The following is a 17,326-nucleotide window of genomic DNA, read 5'->3' as shown; positions in this document are numbered from 1 at the left end:
AGCATTCCTGCGTTCAGGAATGCTTCTTTTCATTATTTTGCTGCGTCTTGCTGTGAAACGCCTGTTTTCTTTCTGATTGGTGCCATGATGGCTGTAGCAATGATAATCAGAACAGCGATGACAACGGCTGTGTAAAAGAGACCGCTGTATCCGTTTTGGGCAGCCATCTGTGTTACCTCCTGCACGCTTGAGAGGACGGCTTCCTTCAGGGAAGGGTCTTGAATCTGGCTGATGACCTGATTCATCTCTGCCTCTGACATGCCGCCTGCGCCACCAGACATTTGGGAGGTTAGTGCTCCAAGCTCTGCAAGTCCCTCAGGTCCAAGATTGGCTTCTTGGATATTCTTTTGCAGAATTTCTGGGAATTCGGTTTTAAACAAGCCTGGAAGCTCATTGAACCCGCGGGCAATAAAGCCGGCATAGATGGTTGGAGCAATCGTCATCCCAATCTGGCGGGATAAGGAAAGAGTAGAGATAGCAGTTCCTTTATCGGTTTGCAATCTCTCTGTTGCCAGGATGTTGAGCGGAGCCCCAAGAATGATTCCCATTCCTAAGCCAGCGATGCAGGATGAGATCACAAATTGCCACTTAACATCTATCCAGGCCGGGAATAGGAAGAAACCGATGGCTGAGATTACACCGGAGAGGACGACTGCGAGAATAGGTCCTCTCTTATCAACGAGTCCTCCGCCGAGTGCTGCGCCAACACCGGCAGCTAGGGCAAGCGGTGTCATCCAATAGCCGGCATTTTCCTGGGCGATGCCAAGCACTTGCTCTGAGAAGGCTGGAATGAAGATCATACCAGCAAGCAGGGCTCCAGAGAAGGCGCCGATCAATAATGTGAGCAAATAGGTCGGCTGGCGCAATAAACGAAATGGCAGGATAGGGTCTTTCCCTTGCTTCTCTGTCCTGCTTTCGTGGACGAGCAAGATGGCAAATAAGAGAATACCGCCAAGCAGGAATCCATATACATTCGGATCAAGAAGACTTTCAAAGAAATTGACACCTTCAATATTAGTCAATCCATACATAATGCCTAGGATGGAAAGAGAGAGCAGGACGGTTCCGAGAAAATCCAATCTGCCACTGACCGGATCCTTTGTTTCTTCAAGCTTCAATAATCCGAATATAACGAGTGCAATCGCAATCGGTACATTAATCAAGAATAAAAAATGCCAATTTCCCGTGATATCGAGCAGAAAGCTGCCAAGGTTTGGCCCGATGACGGAGGCAATTCCGTTCATGCCGCCCAGCATGCCAAGCGCTTTCCCCTGCTTTTCAGCCGGCATGGTACTAAGAACATGTGAGCTTCCAATGATAAATATTCCGCCCCCGCCCATTGCTTGAATGAAGCGCGCGATTAAATAAAAGGTGAAGTTCGGGCTCAAAGCTACGAGCAAAGAACCAATCCCGAATATCGCAATCTCAATAATGAATAACCGCTTACGGCCATAACGGTCAGATAGCTTTCCGATAATCGGTACACTGATGGCCAAGCCTAATGTGTATAATGTAACTCCCCAGGCTCCCCAGTTCGCGGATACGCCAAAATTACTGTTGATGGTTGTAAGAGCAGCACTAATAATTCCATTGTCCAATGCAGCCATGAAAACCCCAATCGCAAAAAGACTGAGGGCCCAAGTCTGTGAGGATTTTTTCTCTGTCATTTCATTTCCCTCCTTGATAAGATACATCATTTTAAATGAACTGCAATGGCGTTCTGTCTGATGATATATAATATTAACACAAAACAAGGAGCCCGAAGTATGGCTGAAAAAGAATAATACAAGTTATTGAGGATTACATGGAAGCGAACATCAGACCAGGAATCTATATCAACTCATATAGGCATACCGTTTTATTCTAATGCAGTTTCAGATATCTTAACTCTTGATTTCGGTGAAGGGAAACCTAGTTTTCACAAAAGGCGAAAATCCCTTTTTAGATATTATTTTTTGTAGGTGGTATTGCCTGCTTTTTGTCACTCAATTATTATCAAAGATTAACCTGCTTATCATATGAATAACATACTCCTCTTTTAAACTTAATATGAGTCGATAAGAAAAAGGAGAGGATTGCGATGAAAAAGATATTAGGCTTGGTTGTTGGATTGTCTGCGGCACTCTTTTTACCGTCTTACCAGGAGGCTCAAGCGGAGAAACCTCCAAAACCACATCAAAAAACAGAAATTGTAGCTCATCGCGGAGCATCGGGCTATGCTCCAGAGAATACACTTGCGGCCTTTGATCTCGCTGTCAAAATGAAGGCTGATTATATCGAAATAGATGTTCAGCGGACAAAGGATGGGAAGCTTGTTATCATTCATGACAATACGGTTGATCGCACAACAGACGGAACAGGGAAGGTAGGGAGCCTGACATTTGATGAAATTCGCGCTCTTGATGCGGGCAGCTGGAAGTCAGAGGAGTTTGCTGGGGAGCGGGTACCGACATTTGATGAGGTATTAAAGCGGTATAAAGGAAAGATTGGCATCTTAATTGAATTGAAATCTCCTGAATTATATCCCGGAATTGAAGAGGAGACCGCCGACCTCCTGAAAGCCTATCATCTTGATAAACCGCGAAATGGAAAAGTCATCGTGCAATCCTTTAACTTTGAATCAATGAAAAAGGCTGACCAATTATTGTCGCGCGTGCCGATTGGTGTTCTGGTTAACCGGTCAGCAGACACGACAGATGAGGCGATTGAACAATTTTCTGCCTATGCCGAATACTATAACCCTAGCTATGGACTTGTCACGGAGGAGCTTGTAGCCAAAGCTCATGAAGAAGGCATGAAGGTGCAGTCATGGACAGCTAGAAGTAAAGAAACAGTCCAATTTCTGCTCCAGATGAAGGTTGATGGCATTATTACGGATTATCCGGATTATGTAAAATAAATTCACATCAGTAATTGGAAGGGTAGCCTGCTTGTGCTACCCTTTTAATTAGGAAGGGGCTGTTTGAATTGGATTTAGCCAAGCTGGATTATCCATCTCCTCTAGGCATCATTGAAATCAGTGGCACGGATGAGCATGTTCAGTCGGTATTGTTCACAGAGCGAAAGGACATTTTACATAAAAAGCAGGCAGACACGCCAGCTGTGCTGATGGAGTGCTACAAGCAGCTTGATGAATATTTTCAAGGAGATCGACTTGAGTTTACGGTTCCTTACAAACTAGAAGGCACAGCTTTTCAGGAAAGGGTATGGAAGTCACTCACCTCTGTTTCTTATGGAAAGACGGCAACTTATAAAGACATCGCACTTTTGGCGGGTAATGAGAAGGCTGTACGAGCGGTTGGGAGCACAAATGGCCGCAATCCAATCTGTCTCTTGGTGCCTTGTCACCGAATCATTGGAGCAAACGGCAAGATGGTCGGCTATGCGTATGGTGTATGGAGGAAGGAATGGCTCCTCGCACATGAAAAGGAAATCAGCAACAAGAGGATAAGCACCTATTAAGTCCCTATAAAACAGGGGCTTTTTCTTTTGCTTATCCTATGTTAGGAGAAATTGGTATAATAGATTTCTACGATACGGGGAGGAAGGAACAACATCATGCTAAGAAAATTCTTTTCATACTATAGACCACATAAACGGCTATTTATCATTGATTTCACCAGCGCCATTATTGTCGCGATTCTTGAGCTGGCCTTCCCTGTTGCGGTCCAGCGATTTATTGATGATTTGCTCCCGACCGGCAATTGGGGAATGGTCGTAACAGTTGGGGTATTGCTGTTCTTTGTATACCTGGTGAGCACATTTCTGCAGTTTATCGTCAATTATCTCGGCCATAAGCTTGGAACAAATATAGAGACCGATATGAGGCAGGAGCTGTTCAACCATGTCCAGCGCCAGTCATTCCGTTTCTTTGATAACACGAAAACAGGTCATGTGATGAGCCGAATCACGAATGATTTGTTTGATATAGGGGAGTTCGCCCACCATGGGCCAGAGGACGCCTTCATTGCTATCATGACCTTCATTGGCGCCTTCCTCATCATGTTCAATATCAATCCGACCTTGGCGATTGTCGCGGTTATTTTGGTTCCATTCCTGACATGGCTCGTTGTATACAGCAATAAGAAGATGAACGCAGCCTGGAAGGATATGTACGGGGAGATTGCGGATGTGAATGCCAGAGTGGAAGATAGCGTCTCCGGTGTGCGAGTCGTGCAATCATTTACGAACCAGTCATTTGAGATGAAACGCTTTGAGAAAAATAACGGCAAATTCCGTTTGGCCAAGCTCCGTGCTTACAAGGTGATGGCCGGAACACATTCCTCCATTTACATGATGACACGCCTATTGACTCTTCTGGTCTTGATTGTGGGAGCATGGCTGAGCTTCAATGGAAGCTTGACATATGGAGAATTAGTCAGCTTTGTCCTTTATACAAATGTTCTTGTGAAACCGATTGATAAGATCAGTGCTCTGCTTGAACTTTATCCAAAAGGAATGGCCGGATTCAAACGGTTTCTCGAATTAATCGAGCAGGAGCCTGACATTCAGGATAAAGAGGATGCCATTACGGTTCATCACCTTCATGGAGATATCGAGTTTAATCAAGTAGATTTCCGATATGACGATTCAAAGCCTGTCTTAAATAATATTTCTCTCTCTTTAAGGGCAGGGGAGACAACGGCATTTGTAGGTCCTTCCGGAGCAGGGAAGACAACCATTTGCTCCCTGATTCCGCGCTTTTATGATGTGGAAGGAGGATCAATTAAGATCGATGGCATCGATATTCGGGATATGACGCTTGAATCCTTGCGCAAGCAAATTGGGATTGTCCAGCAGGATGTGTTTCTCTTTGCGGGCACGATTCGTGAGAATATTGCTTATGGCAATCTCGATGCATCCTTTGAAGAAATCAAGGAGGCGGCAAGGAAAGCCCATCTTGAGAGTATGATTGAAGCATTGCCGGACGGCTATGAGACAGAGATTGGCGAGCGCGGCTTGAAACTATCCGGCGGCCAGAAGCAAAGGCTTGCGATTGCGAGGATGTTTTTGAAGAATCCGCCCATCTTGATTCTTGATGAAGCTACATCTGCTCTTGATACAGAGACGGAGAGAATCATTCAGGCATCACTCGAGGAGCTTGCCGCTAACCGGACAACCTTGGTCATTGCCCACAGGCTTGCGACCATTCGTAATGCTGACCGACTCATCGTTGTCGGGGAAAAGGGAATTGAGGAAGATGGAACATACAAGGAGCTTCTTGCCCATAATGGGGTATTCGCGAATCTCCACCGTATTCAATTTGGAGAAAAAGCCATGGTGTAAACCATGGCTTTTTTATTTAAGTAAAGAAACTAGATAGCGGTTGACGAAAACTTGGTTCAATTTTTTAAGGACTATCGGCTGATTTTCCTAAAAGGGTGTTTATTAGCCCTCCTCTTGGTTAATTTAGATAAAAGAAGATTGGAGAGGAGGAGACAAGTTGAAGAAATATTTCTTTTTACTTTTCCTAGCACTCGCGCTCGTCCTTGCGGGTTGTTCAGAAAGCGAGAAATTAGATACGACAAGCGACAAGATTGAGCAAAATGAAAATAATGCTGATAACCAGGATGATGAAGAAACGAAGGTTGAGAACCGCAAGACAGTCGAATTGACAAGCGGTGAAGATAAAAAGGCTGGAACAGCTGTGCTTGAGCAAGTGGATAAGAGCGTCCAAATAAGCCTGAAAGTAGAAGGAATGGAGCCTGGCAAGCATGGAGTCCATTTTCACGAAACAGGAAAATGCGAGGCTCCTGACTTTGAATCTGCGGGAGCCCATTTCAATCCGGAGGACTCTAAGCACGGCATGGACAACGATAATGGACCGCATGCCGGAGATCTGCCAAATATAGAGGTAGCTGAAGACGGGACAGGTGAGCTTGAATACACGGCTGATAATGTCTCCTTATTAACGGATGAGGATAACTCCTTGATGGATGAGGATGGGAGTGCGCTCGTCATTCATGAAAAGGAAGATGACGGAAAAACAGACCCTTCTGGCGAATCAGGGAACCGAATAGCTTGCGGTGCCCTTGAATAAGGTAAATAGGATAGAGCATTTTTAACAAAGGTGTTGTAGCTGTACTGATGAAAATATAAGGAGGACATAAGATGCTGGAAATTCTGCCTTCAAAAGATATCACAACTGTTGCGGTCCAATTTAGCGGAAAAGCGACTCAAGCGGATGCAGATAAATTGGAGAGTTATGTAGCGAAGCATTACGGAACAAATCGCAAGTTTAATATTTTGGCCATTATTCGTGATGTCGATGGGACGAATTTGATGGGAATGCTGTCCGGTCTGAAGTTCGATGCGAAAAGGATGAACCAGTTCAGTAAGATTGCAGCCGTATCAAACCTCCAGTGGGTTCAATCTATGGCAAACCTCGGAAACATGATGCCTAATCTTGAAGTGAAAGCTTTTTCAGAAGAAGAGATTGAGAAGGCATGGGGCTGGATTATCACATCAGGGGACTAGACAATGTGAAAAGAAGGGAACCTGCTATGAGCAGGTTCTTTTTTGTGCCAGCATGAGTTAGACAAAGAAATCGGCTTCCTATATAGTGAATATGTACATATCATTACCCTCATAGGAGGCCGGATTTTTATGACACAACCATTATTTTTGACACCAGTATTTCAAGAACGCATCTGGGGAGGGACAGCACTTCGGGACCAATTCGGATACGATATTCCGTCTGAGCATACGGGAGAATGCTGGGCCATTTCAGGCCATCAAAACGGACCATCCATTGTTGAGAATGGACCATATAAAGGGAAGACGATAATCGAGCTGTGGGATAATCACCGGGAGTTATTCGGCGGACTGGAAGGAAAGGTATTCCCATTGTTAACGAAGATTCTCGATGCGAATGCTGATTTATCTGTCCAGGTTCATCCAGATGATGAATACGCGAATATTCATGAAAATGGAGAGCTTGGAAAAACAGAATGCTGGTACATCATTGACTGCAAAGAAGGAGCAGAAATGATTTATGGGCATAATGCCGGCTCTAAGGAAGAGTTTGCGGACATGATTGAAAAAGGAGAATGGAATGACTTGCTGCGCCGAGTGGCCATCAAGCCAGGTGATTTCTTCTATGTTCCAAGCGGCACGGTTCATGCTTTGTGTGAAGGTACGCTCGTATTAGAAACACAGCAAAGCTCTGATACAACGTATCGTGTTTATGATTATGACCGCAAGGACCAAAATGGACAAACCCGCGAGCTTCATATTGGGAAATCTCTAGATGTTAGCACGGTTCCTCATCAAGATGCGGCCGTTGAAATCAAGGAGAAGCAAAAGCCGGGAGTGAAGGCAACGACCTTTGTGGAGACTGAGTATTTCTCCGTGTATAAATGGGACGTGAATGGAACAGCACAGCTGGAACAGCCAGAACCGTTCATGCTTGCAAGCGTCATTGCAGGCGAAGGCACGCTGAAGACGGCAGAAGGCATATACCCTATCAAGAAGGGAACGCATTTCATTCTTCCATCTGGTATTGGACAAATTGAAATCAGCGGAGAAGCGAGCCTGATTGTTTCTCATCCTTGATTTATAACAAAAGGCGGACCCGGTCGCTTTGACTGGTCCGCCTTTTGTTATTAGTCAGCCTTCATGCCATTAATGAATCTTTTAGTGATGAGCTGCGGTCTGGTGATTGCTCCACCAACCACAACTGCATATGCGCCAATCTCTAGGCATTTTCGAGCCATCTCGGGCGTTAGGATATTCCCTTCAGCGATGACCGGTATGTTGATCGTAGATACGAGCTCTCGCAGAAGCCCATAATTATTGTGGTTTATGTATTGTCCCTTTGTGTATGGGGTATAGCCGACAAGAGTCGTTGAAATGCAGTCAAACCCGAGTCGCTCAGCTTCAATCGCTTCCCCGATGGTTGAGATATCAGCCATCAGCATTAGTTCAGGGAAATGGATCCTGATGGATTGAACATATTCAGATAGTGAAATATTATGCGGGCGCTCACGATAGGTGGCATCTACAGCCACCATATCGGCACCTGAAGAAGCAATCTCACTTACTTCCCTTAATGTCGGGGTAATATATATCGGGGAATCTGGATACTCCTTTTTTACGATTCCGATGACGGGCAAGGAAACCTGATTCTTGATTTCCATGATATCTTCCCGTGTATTAGCGCGGATGCCGACAGCACCGCCCTCCTGTGCTGCAAGAGCCATTCTTCCCATAATCATGGAGCTGTGGAGCGGCTCATCAGGAAGGGCTTGGCAGGATACGATTAAACCATTTTTAATTTTTTCTAGCATTTGTTATGTACCTCCTATATGCGAAACTCTCCATTCCGTATGTACGGAAATATTAATAAAGCGGGGGATGAACACGATGAAAACTATTCCACTCTATATGTATTCTCTACTAAAAACTATACCAGAGTCAGCTCTTCCAGTGGGATTTCAATTTCGTCTTTTTCAGGAGGGCGATGAAAAACACTGGGCAAGAATTAACGTGTCCACGAAAGAATTCTCAGTGACTGATGCCGCTCTGGAGCGTTTTAATCAAGAATTCGGTTCCCACTTAGCTGAAGTGAAAAAACGCATGCTTTTCATCCTGAATGAGGAAGAAACACCTATTGGCACCGCAACAGCTTGGTTCGGCATATGGGAAGGGAGGGTTATCGGGCGTTTGCATTGGGTAGAAATCATTCCTGAATATCAAGGGAAGGGACTTGGGGCACCGCTTATTTCGAAGGCTATCGAGCTGCTTGCTGTCTATCATGAAGAGGCTTATTTAAAAACACAAACAACAAGCCAAGCAGCCATTCATCTCTACAAAAAGCTAGGCTTTGAACCAGCCATTCTTTCAGAGGAAGAGAAGGAGGGATGGAGCTTTATTAAAGGCAGCTAATCAATCGATTGATGAATAAACAACAGCGAACCTATGGGCTCGCTGTCTATCATTTATGCGTTCAAATCCTGGATTCCTGGCGCATGCTCATTTGGCATCTCAGGCATTTGCGGAACTGGGAAGCCCTTCGGAGGAGGAACGACTGCTAGAGTACCCCCATTGCGGCTCGGTGTTTGACCTTGAAAGACCTCGGCAATCCGAGTCGGGTCAAGACGGAAATTGAATTGGGCGTTATGAAAGCCCATATCTACATATTTTTTGCACTCAGGGTACTTATTGATGTCATAGTTCGGAACAGGGAAGAGCTTACCCCAATCAACTCCCAATGTCTCCAGCGCCTTAGCAAATGCGTTTTGGTGGGCATTATCGCGTACAATCAAGAAACCAAGCGTTTCACGAAAGGTTTGGTTATTACTCATCTCATATATGCGCGTCTTTTGTAAGACACCGGTCGATTCCAAGTTGACATTATTGAGGAGATTGGCGATGAGATTGCCGTGGTCGTAAACCCATGAGCCATTCCAGGGATTCCCGCCTGCATCAACTGGCAGAGAGGATTGGGCACCCATAATATAATGGTGGGGATTAGCATGCTTAATCGCCTCATCAAGCGGAGCGCCGTCCGTTCCGCCATCACCCGGCTGGTTAGATAGGCCTGAACCATTCAAGAGCTGGTTAATAGTATTTTGGACAAGCTCGACATGGGCAATCTCTTCTAAGAAGATACCTCGGATGAGATCTCTATATTGTGTTGCTTTCCCCCTGAAATTACTGCTCTGGAAGAAAAACTGCATCATCGTGCGCATTTCTCCGAATTGTCCGCCCAAGGTTTCTTGGAGAACCTTCGCGGCAGCAGGGTCTGGCTTATCTGGCTTGATGATATTGATCAATTCCTCTTTGTAATAATACATGGACGTCGCCTCTTTCATTTAATTTGCATTCTAGCATCCATGTATTAATGTGGTTTTCTCTGAATCATTTTATGCAATAGCTCCTGTTACTGATTAGCAGTATGCAGGATTATCAGGGAGTTTGAAATGATGAATATGCTTTTACCGGAAGTTCAGAAGATGGGTGATGAACAGCTCCTTCTAGGAATGCAAAATCTCTATCAAGATATGGAATTAGCTTGGGCATTAGCCAATTGCCAGAATCCTAAGGAGTGCTATGCTCGACAAATCATTCGAGCTATTAAGAGTGATTCCTACATAATGTTTCATATGAAACAATGGAAGGAGCCATAAATGATTACCCGAAACACTGCGGCGCTCCAATTGTGATAAAACCGAAAAAAAACGGATTTCGGATTAGGAGTCACATTTTTTCAAAGGAATATGATATAGAAGACTATCAGCGCACTTATTTGCACGAGAAATTCAATATAGCACAGGCGGAGACAGTATCAACCAAACCGATACAAGATGCTATAAAGAAATAACCGGTCTGGCTGCTAAAGCGGCAGGAGCTGTTATTTGTGGGGGAGTCATGGCGACTGGAGATACAGGTTCAGCCATTATTGAGCTGAATTTCAACCCAGCCATCCATATTCACTGCTATCCATTCAAGGGTGAAAACCGCCAGATTGGGAAGCAGATTCTAGACCTTTTATTTGAACGGTAAAAAACCCCCTCTGCAAACTGAAACCAATCGTTTGCAGGGGGGCTCTTTTTAAGCAGCCATTTTCCGGCATGCCTCCGCACAGCTGAAGCAAGCTTCTGCGCACATTTGGCAGTGGTCCATATCATGCTTCCTGCATTCCTGTCCGCAAGTCTCACAGATTTCGGCGCAAAGCCTGCAAATCTCTTTTGCGAAAGGGCTGTTGGATTGCATAGATCGTGCAGCGAGGGCGCAAATGTCGGCACACTCACGATCAAGTCGGATGCATTCACTCATCATCTTCACATCATCTTCTTTTAGGCAGGCATCAAAGCACATATTGCATGCATCCATACATGCAAGGCAGGCATCGATGCATTCTTGATACATATTTTCTTTCACCATCATTCCTCCTACATCTGTATTATCCATAGTTCTATTCCCCGCTAAAAAAGCAATAAACAAAATAATGATTGACTCTGACGCAACGTCACGCTTTAGGATGGAAGAAAGGGAGGAGAAACAAGATGTACAGGATAAAGGAATTGGCCAACATGTCTGGCATCAGCATTCGAACCTTACATTACTATGATCAGATTAATCTGTTGAAACCTAGCCGAATAGAAGAGAATGGCTACCGCCTTTATGATAAGGGAGCAGCCGGGCGCCTGCAGCAAATCCTTTTCCTGAAGGAGCTTGATTTTCCGCTCAATGAGATCAAGAGAATTCTTGATGATCCCTATTTCGATGAGATGGAAGCTTTGCAGATGCAAAGAAAAATCCTTGTTGAAAAGCGCGACCGCTTAAATAGTATTATCCATTCCGTCGACGAAACAATAGAAGCGATTAGAGGAGGGAAAGAGATGGATTCCAACGAACGTCTGCGGCCATTTGACAGGAGCAAGCTAGATGAATTTCAAAAGAAGTATGAGCAAGAGGTAAGAAAGAGGTATGGGCAAACAAAAGCCTACGAGCAATCAGAGAAGAAACGGAAATCCTATAGGGATGATGATTTCGCCAAAATAGAGCAAGAGAGATTAGCTATCTTCAAGAAAATAGTTGCTGTCATGGACCAGAATCCAGGGGAGGAGGCCGTGCAGGATCTCATCCATGAATGGCGCATGCACATCACCCGCTACCATTATGAGTGCACTATTGAGATTTTCCGCGGGCTTGGGGAAATGTACACAGCTGATGAGCGTTTCAAAGAAAATCTCAATCAAATCAAAAACGGGCTCGCCGAATATATGAGTGAAGCAATGCGTATATACGGAAGCCATCATAATGAATGAAAAGAGCGCTGAAGAGCGCTTTTTTTTATTTGGGATGGATTTAGGCTTTAAAAGAATTATTTTTGTGGAAAATAAAAAATTTCTAAGAGCAAAACATTGAAGTTTACTCATAATCATGTATAATATTGAAAGTCAAAAGTAAACTAAAAGTTTGGTAACAATAAACTTTCTCTATCAAGGGTTTACTAATAATAAACCGATTTGGGGTTATAGAATGTTACAAGCGATTGGAAGTAAAATTAAAAACCTGCGATTAAAAAAGGGACTCACACAAGAAGAATTGGGTGAGAGAACCGATTTAAGTAAAGGCTATATATCACAGCTAGAACGAGGACTCAGTTCCCCATCTATTGAGACCTTTTTTGATATCCTAGAGGTTCTTGGGTGCACGCCCAAGCAATTCTTTGATGAAGAGGAAAGAATTCAAAAGGTTGTTTATGGAGAAGGAGACACCACTGAATACGTCGATGAGGAACGCGGCTATCAAATTCAATGGCTTGTCCCCGAATCCAATGAGAAGGAAATGGAGCCTATCCTTTTAACCTTTAAGGAAAAGGGCGAGTTTAAGAAATTCGAGCCATCCTTGTCAGAAACATTTGCGTACGTATTAAAAGGAAGAATCATGATAACTCTGGGCAAGAAAGAATACTATGCCAAGGCTGGGGAAGCAATCTATTTCAGTGCGACAGAAGATCATCAAATCGTCAATGATCATGCTGGAGAGAGTGAATTATTGCTTGTAGCGACGGAGTCTTATCTTTAATTAATAGTCCAAAGAAGGAGTAATGACCATGACTAATCAACCCATTATTCGTTTTGAGAACGTCACCAAGCAATATGATGACGATCCAGCCGTTTTGAAAAATGTCAGCTTTGAGATTGAGCGCGGGAAATTCTACACATTGCTCGGACCATCCGGCTGCGGTAAAACGACCATTCTCCGTATGATTGCAGGCTTTATGCAGCCTTCAGAAGGAAATATCTATTTCGACGGGAAGCGGATTAATGATGTTCCGGCCAATGAGCGTCAAGTGAACACTGTTTTCCAGGATTATGCCTTATTCCCGCATTTAAACGTTTTTGAAAATGTCGCGTTCGGCCTTCGCATTAAAAAAATGAAGGGTGACGAAATCGCGAAAAAAGTAAAGGAAGCCTTGCGTTTCGTTAACTTAGCAGGCTATGAGAACCGTGAAATCAAGGGAATGTCTGGCGGTCAGCGCCAACGGGTAGCCATCGCGCGTGCCATCGTCAATGAGCCTGAAATCATCCTCCTAGATGAACCATTATCTGCCCTTGACCTGAAGCTTCGTACCGAAATGCAGTATGAGCTTCGCGAATTGCAGCGCCGCCTTGGCATTACCTTCATCTTTGTTACGCATGACCAGGAAGAGGCTCTTGCGATGAGTGATGAAATTTTTGTCCTTAATAAGGGCCGAATTGAACAAAGCGGTACGCCAACAGATATTTATGATGAACCAGTCAACCGCTTCGTTGCTGATTTCATCGGTGAATCAAATATTGTCCCAGGCAAGATGATCGCCGACTTCAAAGTGAAGTTTGGCGAAAAAGAATTCGATTGTGTTGACCAAGGTTTTAGACCAAATGAAACAGTTGAAGTCGTCATTCGCCCAGAGGATTTGGAAATCACCACACGCGAGAATGGGAAGCTGCAAGTACGTGTTGACTCTCAGCTGTTCCGCGGGGTTCACTATGAGATATGCTGCTTTGATGAGGCAGGGAATGAATGGCTTGTCCACTCCACGAAAAAAGCCGTTGTGGGAGATGAGATTGGCTTGAATTTTGATGAGGAAGCAATCCATGTCATGCTGCCGGGGGAAACGGAAGAGGAATTCGATAAACGCCTAGAAGCGTATGATGAGGCCGGCCATGAAGAATAGAGCCAAAACCTTATATCTCATCCCATACTCTCTCTGGATTGCGTTATTTGTCATCTTCCCAATCCTATTAGTTGTTTACTATTCCTTCATTGGACTTGATGGAGGGTTCACACTAGAGAACTACGCGAAGTTCTTTACGCCGGTATACTTACGAATGACGCTCAGTTCATTCTGGTACGCCTTTATCGTAACAGCACTCGCTTTATTGATTGCCTATCCAACGGCCTATTTATTAACCAAAACAAAGCATAAGCAATTATGGCTTCTATTGATTATCCTGCCAACCTGGATTAATTTGCTGTTAAAAGCATATGCGTTCATTGGCATCTTTGGCACATACGGCGCAGCCAACGCCTTCTTGGAGGTGCTCGGCATTGGAACGAAGCAAATCCTGTTTACGGATTTCAGCTTTATATTTGTCGCTACCTATATCTTTATCCCGTTCATGCTTCTGCCAATCTACAATTCGCTTGAGGAAATGAACCAATCGTACGTCGATGCGGCAAGAGACCTCGGTGCATCTAAATGGGTAACCTTCCGCCGTGTCGTCCTTCCCCTCACGCTTGATGGGGTAAAATCTGGTGCGCAAGCTGTTTTCATTCCAGCCTTGTCACTCTTCATGATTACACGTCTTATCGCCGGAAACCGTGTCATCACGCTCGGTACAGCGATTGAGCAGCACTTCCTTGTCACGCAGGACTGGGGTATGGGTGCTACAATTGCCGTGTTCTTAATTATCGCTATGGTCTTAATCATGATTATGACAGGCAGAAGAAAGTGAGGGATGGAGAATGAAGAAGAAATTTAAACTATCGAATCTATACTTAATTCTTGTGTTTGCCATCCTTTATGCACCAATCTTCTATCTAATGTTCTACTCCTTTAATGCGAGCGGAACGATGCATAATTTTGATGGGTTCACACTTGAATGGTATAAGGAAGTATTCGCCGATACGCGACTTCTTATTATTGTATTGAACACATTGGTCATTGCCCTATTATCCGCCTTGATCTCCACAGTTTTAGGCGTGTTTGGCGCATTGGCCATCCATGAAGTAAAGAAAAGAAGAACAAAAAATACACTGTTATCTTTAAACAACATACTCATCGTCAGCCCGGATGTCATCATCGGTGCATCCTTCCTGATTATGTTTACGATTATCGGCATTAAGCTTGGATTTGTCTCTGTGCTTCTGTCACATATTGCGTTCAGTGTGCCAATTGTTGTTATCATGGTGCTCCCTAAACTTCAGGAAATGAGTCCAACCTTAATCGATGCTGCGCGCGATTTAGGGGCAAGTCAATGGAATGTACTGACGAAAGTCATCCTGCCATTTATCACGCCGGGCATCTTTGCCGGATTCTTTATGGCATTGACCTACTCGCTCGATGATTTCGCGGTAACCTTCTTCGTAACAGGCAATGGTTTCAGCACCTTATCGGTAGAGATTTACTCAATGGCACGCCAAGGCATCTCCTTGACCATTAATGCCTTGAGCACATTGCTGTTCCTGTTCACGATTCTATTGGTCATTGGGTATTACTTCATTACCCAGCGCAGCGCTAGGCCACAAAAAATGGGGGTTAGAGAATGAGTAAATTAACCCGCTCGCTTATCATAATCCTGATCGTATCCTTCGGCCTGCTATATATGATCAATCGATTGAATAATGCCCAAGGATACTCAGGCGATAATACACTGACTGTATACAACTGGGGCGATTACATCGACTCTGATTTAATCGAAAAATTTGAAGAAGAAACAGGCATCAAGGTCATCTATCAAACATTTGACTCCAATGAAGCGATGATGACAAAAATCGAACAAGGCGGAACAAGCTATGATATAGCCGTTCCATCCGAATATGCCATCAGCAAAATGAAGGATGAAGGATTGCTCCATGAACTTGACCATGACAAGATCCCTAACCTTCAGTACATTGATTCACGATTCTTAGATTTATCTTTTGATGAGGGAAACAAATACTCCATTCCTTATTTCTGGGGAACAGTCGGAATCGCCTATAACACAAAGATGCTCCCTGACATGAAATTCACAAGCTGGAACGACCTATGGAGCAAGAATTTGGAGAACCAGATCCTCCTCGTCGACGGTGCCCGTGAAGTCATGGGAATGGGCCTAAACAGCCTGAATTATTCGCTCAATGACACGAACAAAGACCATCTAGTCGAGGCTAAAAACAAACTGGATACCCTGACACCAAACATTAAAGCAATCGTCGGGGACGAAATCAAAATGCTTCTCGCACAAGAAGAAGCAGCTGTCGGACTTGTCTGGTCAGGTGACGCCGCTGACATCATGTGGGAGAATGAAAACATCGACTACGTCGTACCAAAAGAAGGCTCAAACCTCTGGTTCGACAACATGGTCATCCCTAAAACAGCGAAGAACATAGATGGAGCACATCAATTCATCAACTTCATGCTTGACCCAGAAAACGCCGCCCAAAACGCAGACTACGTCGGCTACTCCACGCCAAACAGCGCTGCCTTGGACATTCTCGGCGAAGAGGTCTCAAGCGATGAACGCTTCTACCCATCCGAGGAACTCACATCAAGACTTGAGGTCTACAACAACCTCGGCAAACAAATGCTCGCCTACTATAATGAGCTGTTTTTGGAATTTAAGATGCATAAGAAATAAACTGGAACTCCGGCGCCGACTGACGATGGCGCCGGAGTTTTTTTGTTGGAAGGAGAATGGGGAGGGATGGGCGAATGAGTATAGGGTGGTAATTTTATAAGAAAGGAGGATAATACACTGCCAATACCAAGATTATGGATTGATGATGCTATTTATCATATCATTAACCGAGGAGCCAGAAAGGAACCGATATTCTTAAATAACATCGATAAATACCGGTTTCTATTGATTCTTACAGAAGCCCACCATAAATATCAATTTAAGCTACATGCATACTGCCTTATGAACAACCACTTCCATCTCCTCATCCAATCAGCTACACATTCTCCAAGTAAAATTATGCAAACCATCCTGCAACGTTATTCCAGTTATTTTAATCGCACATATCAGACCCATGGGCATGTCTTTCAAGATCGCTTTCATGCTGTTCATGTAGATCAAGAGAATTATTTTCTCAATGTAAGCAAATATATTCACCTAAACCCTGTAGTAGCTGGAATGGTTGCAAAGCCGGAAGACTATCAATGGAGCAGCTATAATTCTTATATTAAGAATACGCAAAGAAGTCATCCCTTTATCGAAACAACCAAGACCTATGCCTGCTACCAGCATAATCCGCGAGAGATGTACCGAAAGTTCGTAGAAAAATAAAGCAGAGATGAAAGGCAAGGGTATAGCTCTTGCCTTTTGTTGATGAAGGATGGGAAGAGCCAGGCAATGCCCACCCTTCGCCCAGGCAAGGGGTAGGAAGTGTGGGAAAGGGGTGGGAGGAAGATGGGAGAAGCCACGCATATCCCATCCTTCACCCAGGCAAGAGGTAGGAAGTGTGGGAAAGGGGTGGGAGGAAGATGGGAAGAGCCACGCATATCCCACCCTTCACCCAGGCGAGGGGTAGGAAGAGTGGGAATAGGAGATTAAGTCCATATAATTGTGTAAATAAAAAGAGTCATTTTATTCACTCTTGGAAACAATGTTTTTTATCCCAAAAA

20 protein-coding genes are annotated in these 17,326 nt (G+C 44.3%); 16 read left to right on the top strand and 4 right to left on the bottom strand.

The genetic code is table 11. The annotated features are described in order from the left end of the window. Positions 1–32: 32 nt before the first annotated feature. A complete protein-coding gene (locus CYL18_RS17485) occupies positions 33–1,667 on the bottom strand; it encodes an MFS transporter (RefSeq protein WP_104850782.1) in 1,635 nt (544 codons plus the stop codon). Positions 1,668–2,080: 413 nt separating this feature from the next. Between CYL18_RS17485 and CYL18_RS17480 the strand changes: the two genes are divergently transcribed. The 6 genes from CYL18_RS17480 (at position 2,081) to manA (ending at position 7,554) form a co-directional block, all read left to right on the top strand. Beyond that, entirely contained in the window at positions 2,081–2,899 is an 819-nt protein-coding gene (locus CYL18_RS17480; RefSeq protein WP_104850781.1) for a glycerophosphodiester phosphodiesterase, read from the top strand. Between the two features lie 68 nt (positions 2,900–2,967). Then, complete coding sequence (locus CYL18_RS17475; protein ID WP_104850780.1) at positions 2,968–3,462, top strand: methylated-DNA--[protein]-cysteine S-methyltransferase; 495 nt, start codon at positions 2,968–2,970, stop codon at positions 3,460–3,462. Between the two features lie 96 nt (positions 3,463–3,558). Next, the gene (locus CYL18_RS17470) at positions 3,559–5,286 is read left to right on the top strand and encodes an ABC transporter ATP-binding protein (RefSeq protein WP_104850779.1); all 1,728 of its coding nucleotides are present in this window, start codon (positions 3,559–3,561) and stop codon (positions 5,284–5,286) included. Between the two features lie 157 nt (positions 5,287–5,443). After that, entirely contained in the window at positions 5,444–6,040 is a 597-nt protein-coding gene (locus tag CYL18_RS17465) for a superoxide dismutase family protein (RefSeq protein ID WP_104850778.1), read from the top strand. 71 nt (positions 6,041–6,111) lie between these two features. Next, a complete protein-coding gene (locus tag CYL18_RS17460) occupies positions 6,112–6,477 on the top strand; it encodes a SpoIIAA family protein (RefSeq protein ID WP_104850777.1) in 366 nt (121 codons plus the stop codon). A gap of 129 nt (positions 6,478–6,606) precedes the next feature. Next, positions 6,607–7,554 (top strand): mannose-6-phosphate isomerase, class I, encoded by a 948-nt coding sequence (gene manA, locus CYL18_RS17455; protein WP_104850776.1) that lies wholly within the window; start codon positions 6,607–6,609, stop codon positions 7,552–7,554. A 50-nt stretch (positions 7,555–7,604) separates the two neighbouring features. Here manA and CYL18_RS17450 read toward each other — a convergent pair whose 3' ends face one another. After that, positions 7,605–8,288, bottom strand: a complete 684-nt coding sequence (locus CYL18_RS17450) for an N-acetylmannosamine-6-phosphate 2-epimerase (RefSeq protein ID WP_104850775.1) — start codon at positions 8,286–8,288, stop codon at positions 7,605–7,607. A 76-nt stretch (positions 8,289–8,364) separates the two neighbouring features. On the opposite strand from CYL18_RS17450, the gene CYL18_RS17445 reads away from it, so the two are divergent. Further along, on the top strand, positions 8,365–8,886 hold the full coding sequence (locus CYL18_RS17445) for a GNAT family N-acetyltransferase (RefSeq protein ID WP_161497162.1): 522 nt from the start codon (positions 8,365–8,367) through the stop codon (positions 8,884–8,886). 53 nt (positions 8,887–8,939) lie between these two features. On the opposite strand, the gene CYL18_RS17440 is transcribed toward CYL18_RS17445, so the two are convergent. Then, entirely contained in the window at positions 8,940–9,797 is an 858-nt protein-coding gene (locus tag CYL18_RS17440; protein ID WP_104850773.1) for a manganese catalase family protein, read from the bottom strand. A gap of 126 nt (positions 9,798–9,923) precedes the next feature. Here CYL18_RS17440 and CYL18_RS17435 point away from each other — a divergent pair, with 126 nt between their 5' ends. Both CYL18_RS17435 and CYL18_RS19560 read left to right on the top strand, forming a co-directional pair. Beyond that, entirely contained in the window at positions 9,924–10,130 is a 207-nt protein-coding gene (locus CYL18_RS17435) for a hypothetical protein (protein WP_104850772.1), read from the top strand. A 241-nt stretch (positions 10,131–10,371) separates the two neighbouring features. Then, positions 10,372–10,506, top strand: coding sequence for a hypothetical protein (locus CYL18_RS19560; RefSeq protein WP_407984637.1), 135 nt, complete (start codon positions 10,372–10,374; stop codon positions 10,504–10,506). A 48-nt stretch (positions 10,507–10,554) separates the two neighbouring features. On the opposite strand, the gene CYL18_RS17425 is transcribed toward CYL18_RS19560, so the two are convergent. Beyond that, positions 10,555–10,914 (bottom strand): four-helix bundle copper-binding protein, encoded by a 360-nt coding sequence (locus CYL18_RS17425; protein WP_236636514.1) that lies wholly within the window; start codon positions 10,912–10,914, stop codon positions 10,555–10,557. Positions 10,915–11,009: 95 nt separating this feature from the next. On the opposite strand from CYL18_RS17425, the gene CYL18_RS17420 reads away from it, so the two are divergent. The 7 genes from CYL18_RS17420 to CYL18_RS17390 all read left to right on the top strand — a co-directional run bounded on the left by CYL18_RS17420 (position 11,010) and on the right by CYL18_RS17390 (position 16,988). Further along, positions 11,010–11,774, top strand: a complete 765-nt coding sequence (locus tag CYL18_RS17420; RefSeq protein ID WP_104850770.1) for a MerR family transcriptional regulator — start codon at positions 11,010–11,012, stop codon at positions 11,772–11,774. 214 nt (positions 11,775–11,988) lie between these two features. Then, positions 11,989–12,537: a helix-turn-helix domain-containing protein gene (locus tag CYL18_RS17415; RefSeq protein WP_104850769.1), complete on the top strand. Its 549-nt coding sequence runs from the start codon at positions 11,989–11,991 to the stop codon at positions 12,535–12,537. A 28-nt stretch (positions 12,538–12,565) separates the two neighbouring features. Continuing rightward, positions 12,566–13,672, top strand: a complete 1,107-nt coding sequence (locus tag CYL18_RS17410; protein ID WP_104850768.1) for an ABC transporter ATP-binding protein — start codon at positions 12,566–12,568, stop codon at positions 13,670–13,672. Then, positions 13,662–14,453, top strand: coding sequence for an ABC transporter permease (locus tag CYL18_RS17405; RefSeq protein ID WP_104850767.1), 792 nt, complete (start codon positions 13,662–13,664; stop codon positions 14,451–14,453). Before CYL18_RS17410 ends, CYL18_RS17405 begins: the two co-directional genes overlap by 11 nt. A gap of 10 nt (positions 14,454–14,463) precedes the next feature. Next, entirely contained in the window at positions 14,464–15,267 is an 804-nt protein-coding gene (locus tag CYL18_RS17400) for an ABC transporter permease (protein WP_104850766.1), read from the top strand. Between the two features lie 56 nt (positions 15,268–15,323). Further along, a complete protein-coding gene (locus tag CYL18_RS17395) occupies positions 15,324–16,337 on the top strand; it encodes an ABC transporter substrate-binding protein (RefSeq protein WP_407984639.1) in 1,014 nt (337 codons plus the stop codon). A 96-nt stretch (positions 16,338–16,433) separates the two neighbouring features. Next, positions 16,434–16,988, top strand: a complete 555-nt coding sequence (locus CYL18_RS17390) for a transposase (RefSeq protein ID WP_104850764.1) — start codon at positions 16,434–16,436, stop codon at positions 16,986–16,988. Positions 16,989–17,326 lie beyond the last annotated feature (338 nt).

This window comes from Pradoshia eiseniae, from assembly GCF_002946355.1.
Lineage (GTDB): Bacteria > Bacillota > Bacilli > Bacillales > Pradoshiaceae > Pradoshia > Pradoshia eiseniae.
Note: the sequence above shows the minus strand (reverse complement) of the source record. Positions and strands in the feature narration are given on the sequence as shown.

Excerpts from the sequence above, each read along its gene's own strand:
- CYL18_RS17445 (WP_161497162.1), top strand. The coding sequence starts at position 8,365 with ATGAAAACTATTCCACTCTATATGTATTCTCTACTAAAAACTATACCA.
- CYL18_RS17405 (WP_104850767.1), top strand. The coding sequence starts at position 13,662 with ATGAAGAATAGAGCCAAAACCTTATATCTCATCCCATACTCTCTCTGG.
- CYL18_RS17450 (WP_104850775.1), bottom strand. The coding sequence starts at position 8,288 with ATGCTAGAAAAAATTAAAAATGGTTTAATCGTATCCTGCCAAGCCCTT.
- CYL18_RS17415 (WP_104850769.1), top strand. The coding sequence starts at position 11,989 with ATGTTACAAGCGATTGGAAGTAAAATTAAAAACCTGCGATTAAAAAAG.
- CYL18_RS17400 (WP_104850766.1), top strand. The coding sequence starts at position 14,464 with ATGAAGAAGAAATTTAAACTATCGAATCTATACTTAATTCTTGTGTTT.
- CYL18_RS17470 (WP_104850779.1), top strand. The coding sequence starts at position 3,559 with ATGCTAAGAAAATTCTTTTCATACTATAGACCACATAAACGGCTATTT.
- CYL18_RS17485 (WP_104850782.1), bottom strand. The coding sequence starts at position 1,667 with ATGACAGAGAAAAAATCCTCACAGACTTGGGCCCTCAGTCTTTTTGCG.
- CYL18_RS17410 (WP_104850768.1), top strand. The coding sequence starts at position 12,566 with ATGACTAATCAACCCATTATTCGTTTTGAGAACGTCACCAAGCAATAT.
- manA (WP_104850776.1), top strand. The coding sequence starts at position 6,607 with ATGACACAACCATTATTTTTGACACCAGTATTTCAAGAACGCATCTGG.
- CYL18_RS17420 (WP_104850770.1), top strand. The coding sequence starts at position 11,010 with ATGTACAGGATAAAGGAATTGGCCAACATGTCTGGCATCAGCATTCGA.
- CYL18_RS17395 (WP_407984639.1), top strand. The coding sequence starts at position 15,324 with ATGATCAATCGATTGAATAATGCCCAAGGATACTCAGGCGATAATACA.
- CYL18_RS17480 (WP_104850781.1), top strand. The coding sequence starts at position 2,081 with ATGAAAAAGATATTAGGCTTGGTTGTTGGATTGTCTGCGGCACTCTTT.
- CYL18_RS17440 (WP_104850773.1), bottom strand. The coding sequence starts at position 9,797 with ATGTATTATTACAAAGAGGAATTGATCAATATCATCAAGCCAGATAAG.
- CYL18_RS17435 (WP_104850772.1), top strand. The coding sequence starts at position 9,924 with ATGATGAATATGCTTTTACCGGAAGTTCAGAAGATGGGTGATGAACAG.
- CYL18_RS19560 (WP_407984637.1), top strand. The coding sequence starts at position 10,372 with ATGGCGACTGGAGATACAGGTTCAGCCATTATTGAGCTGAATTTCAAC.
- CYL18_RS17460 (WP_104850777.1), top strand. The coding sequence starts at position 6,112 with ATGCTGGAAATTCTGCCTTCAAAAGATATCACAACTGTTGCGGTCCAA.
- CYL18_RS17425 (WP_236636514.1), bottom strand. The coding sequence starts at position 10,914 with ATGGATAATACAGATGTAGGAGGAATGATGGTGAAAGAAAATATGTAT.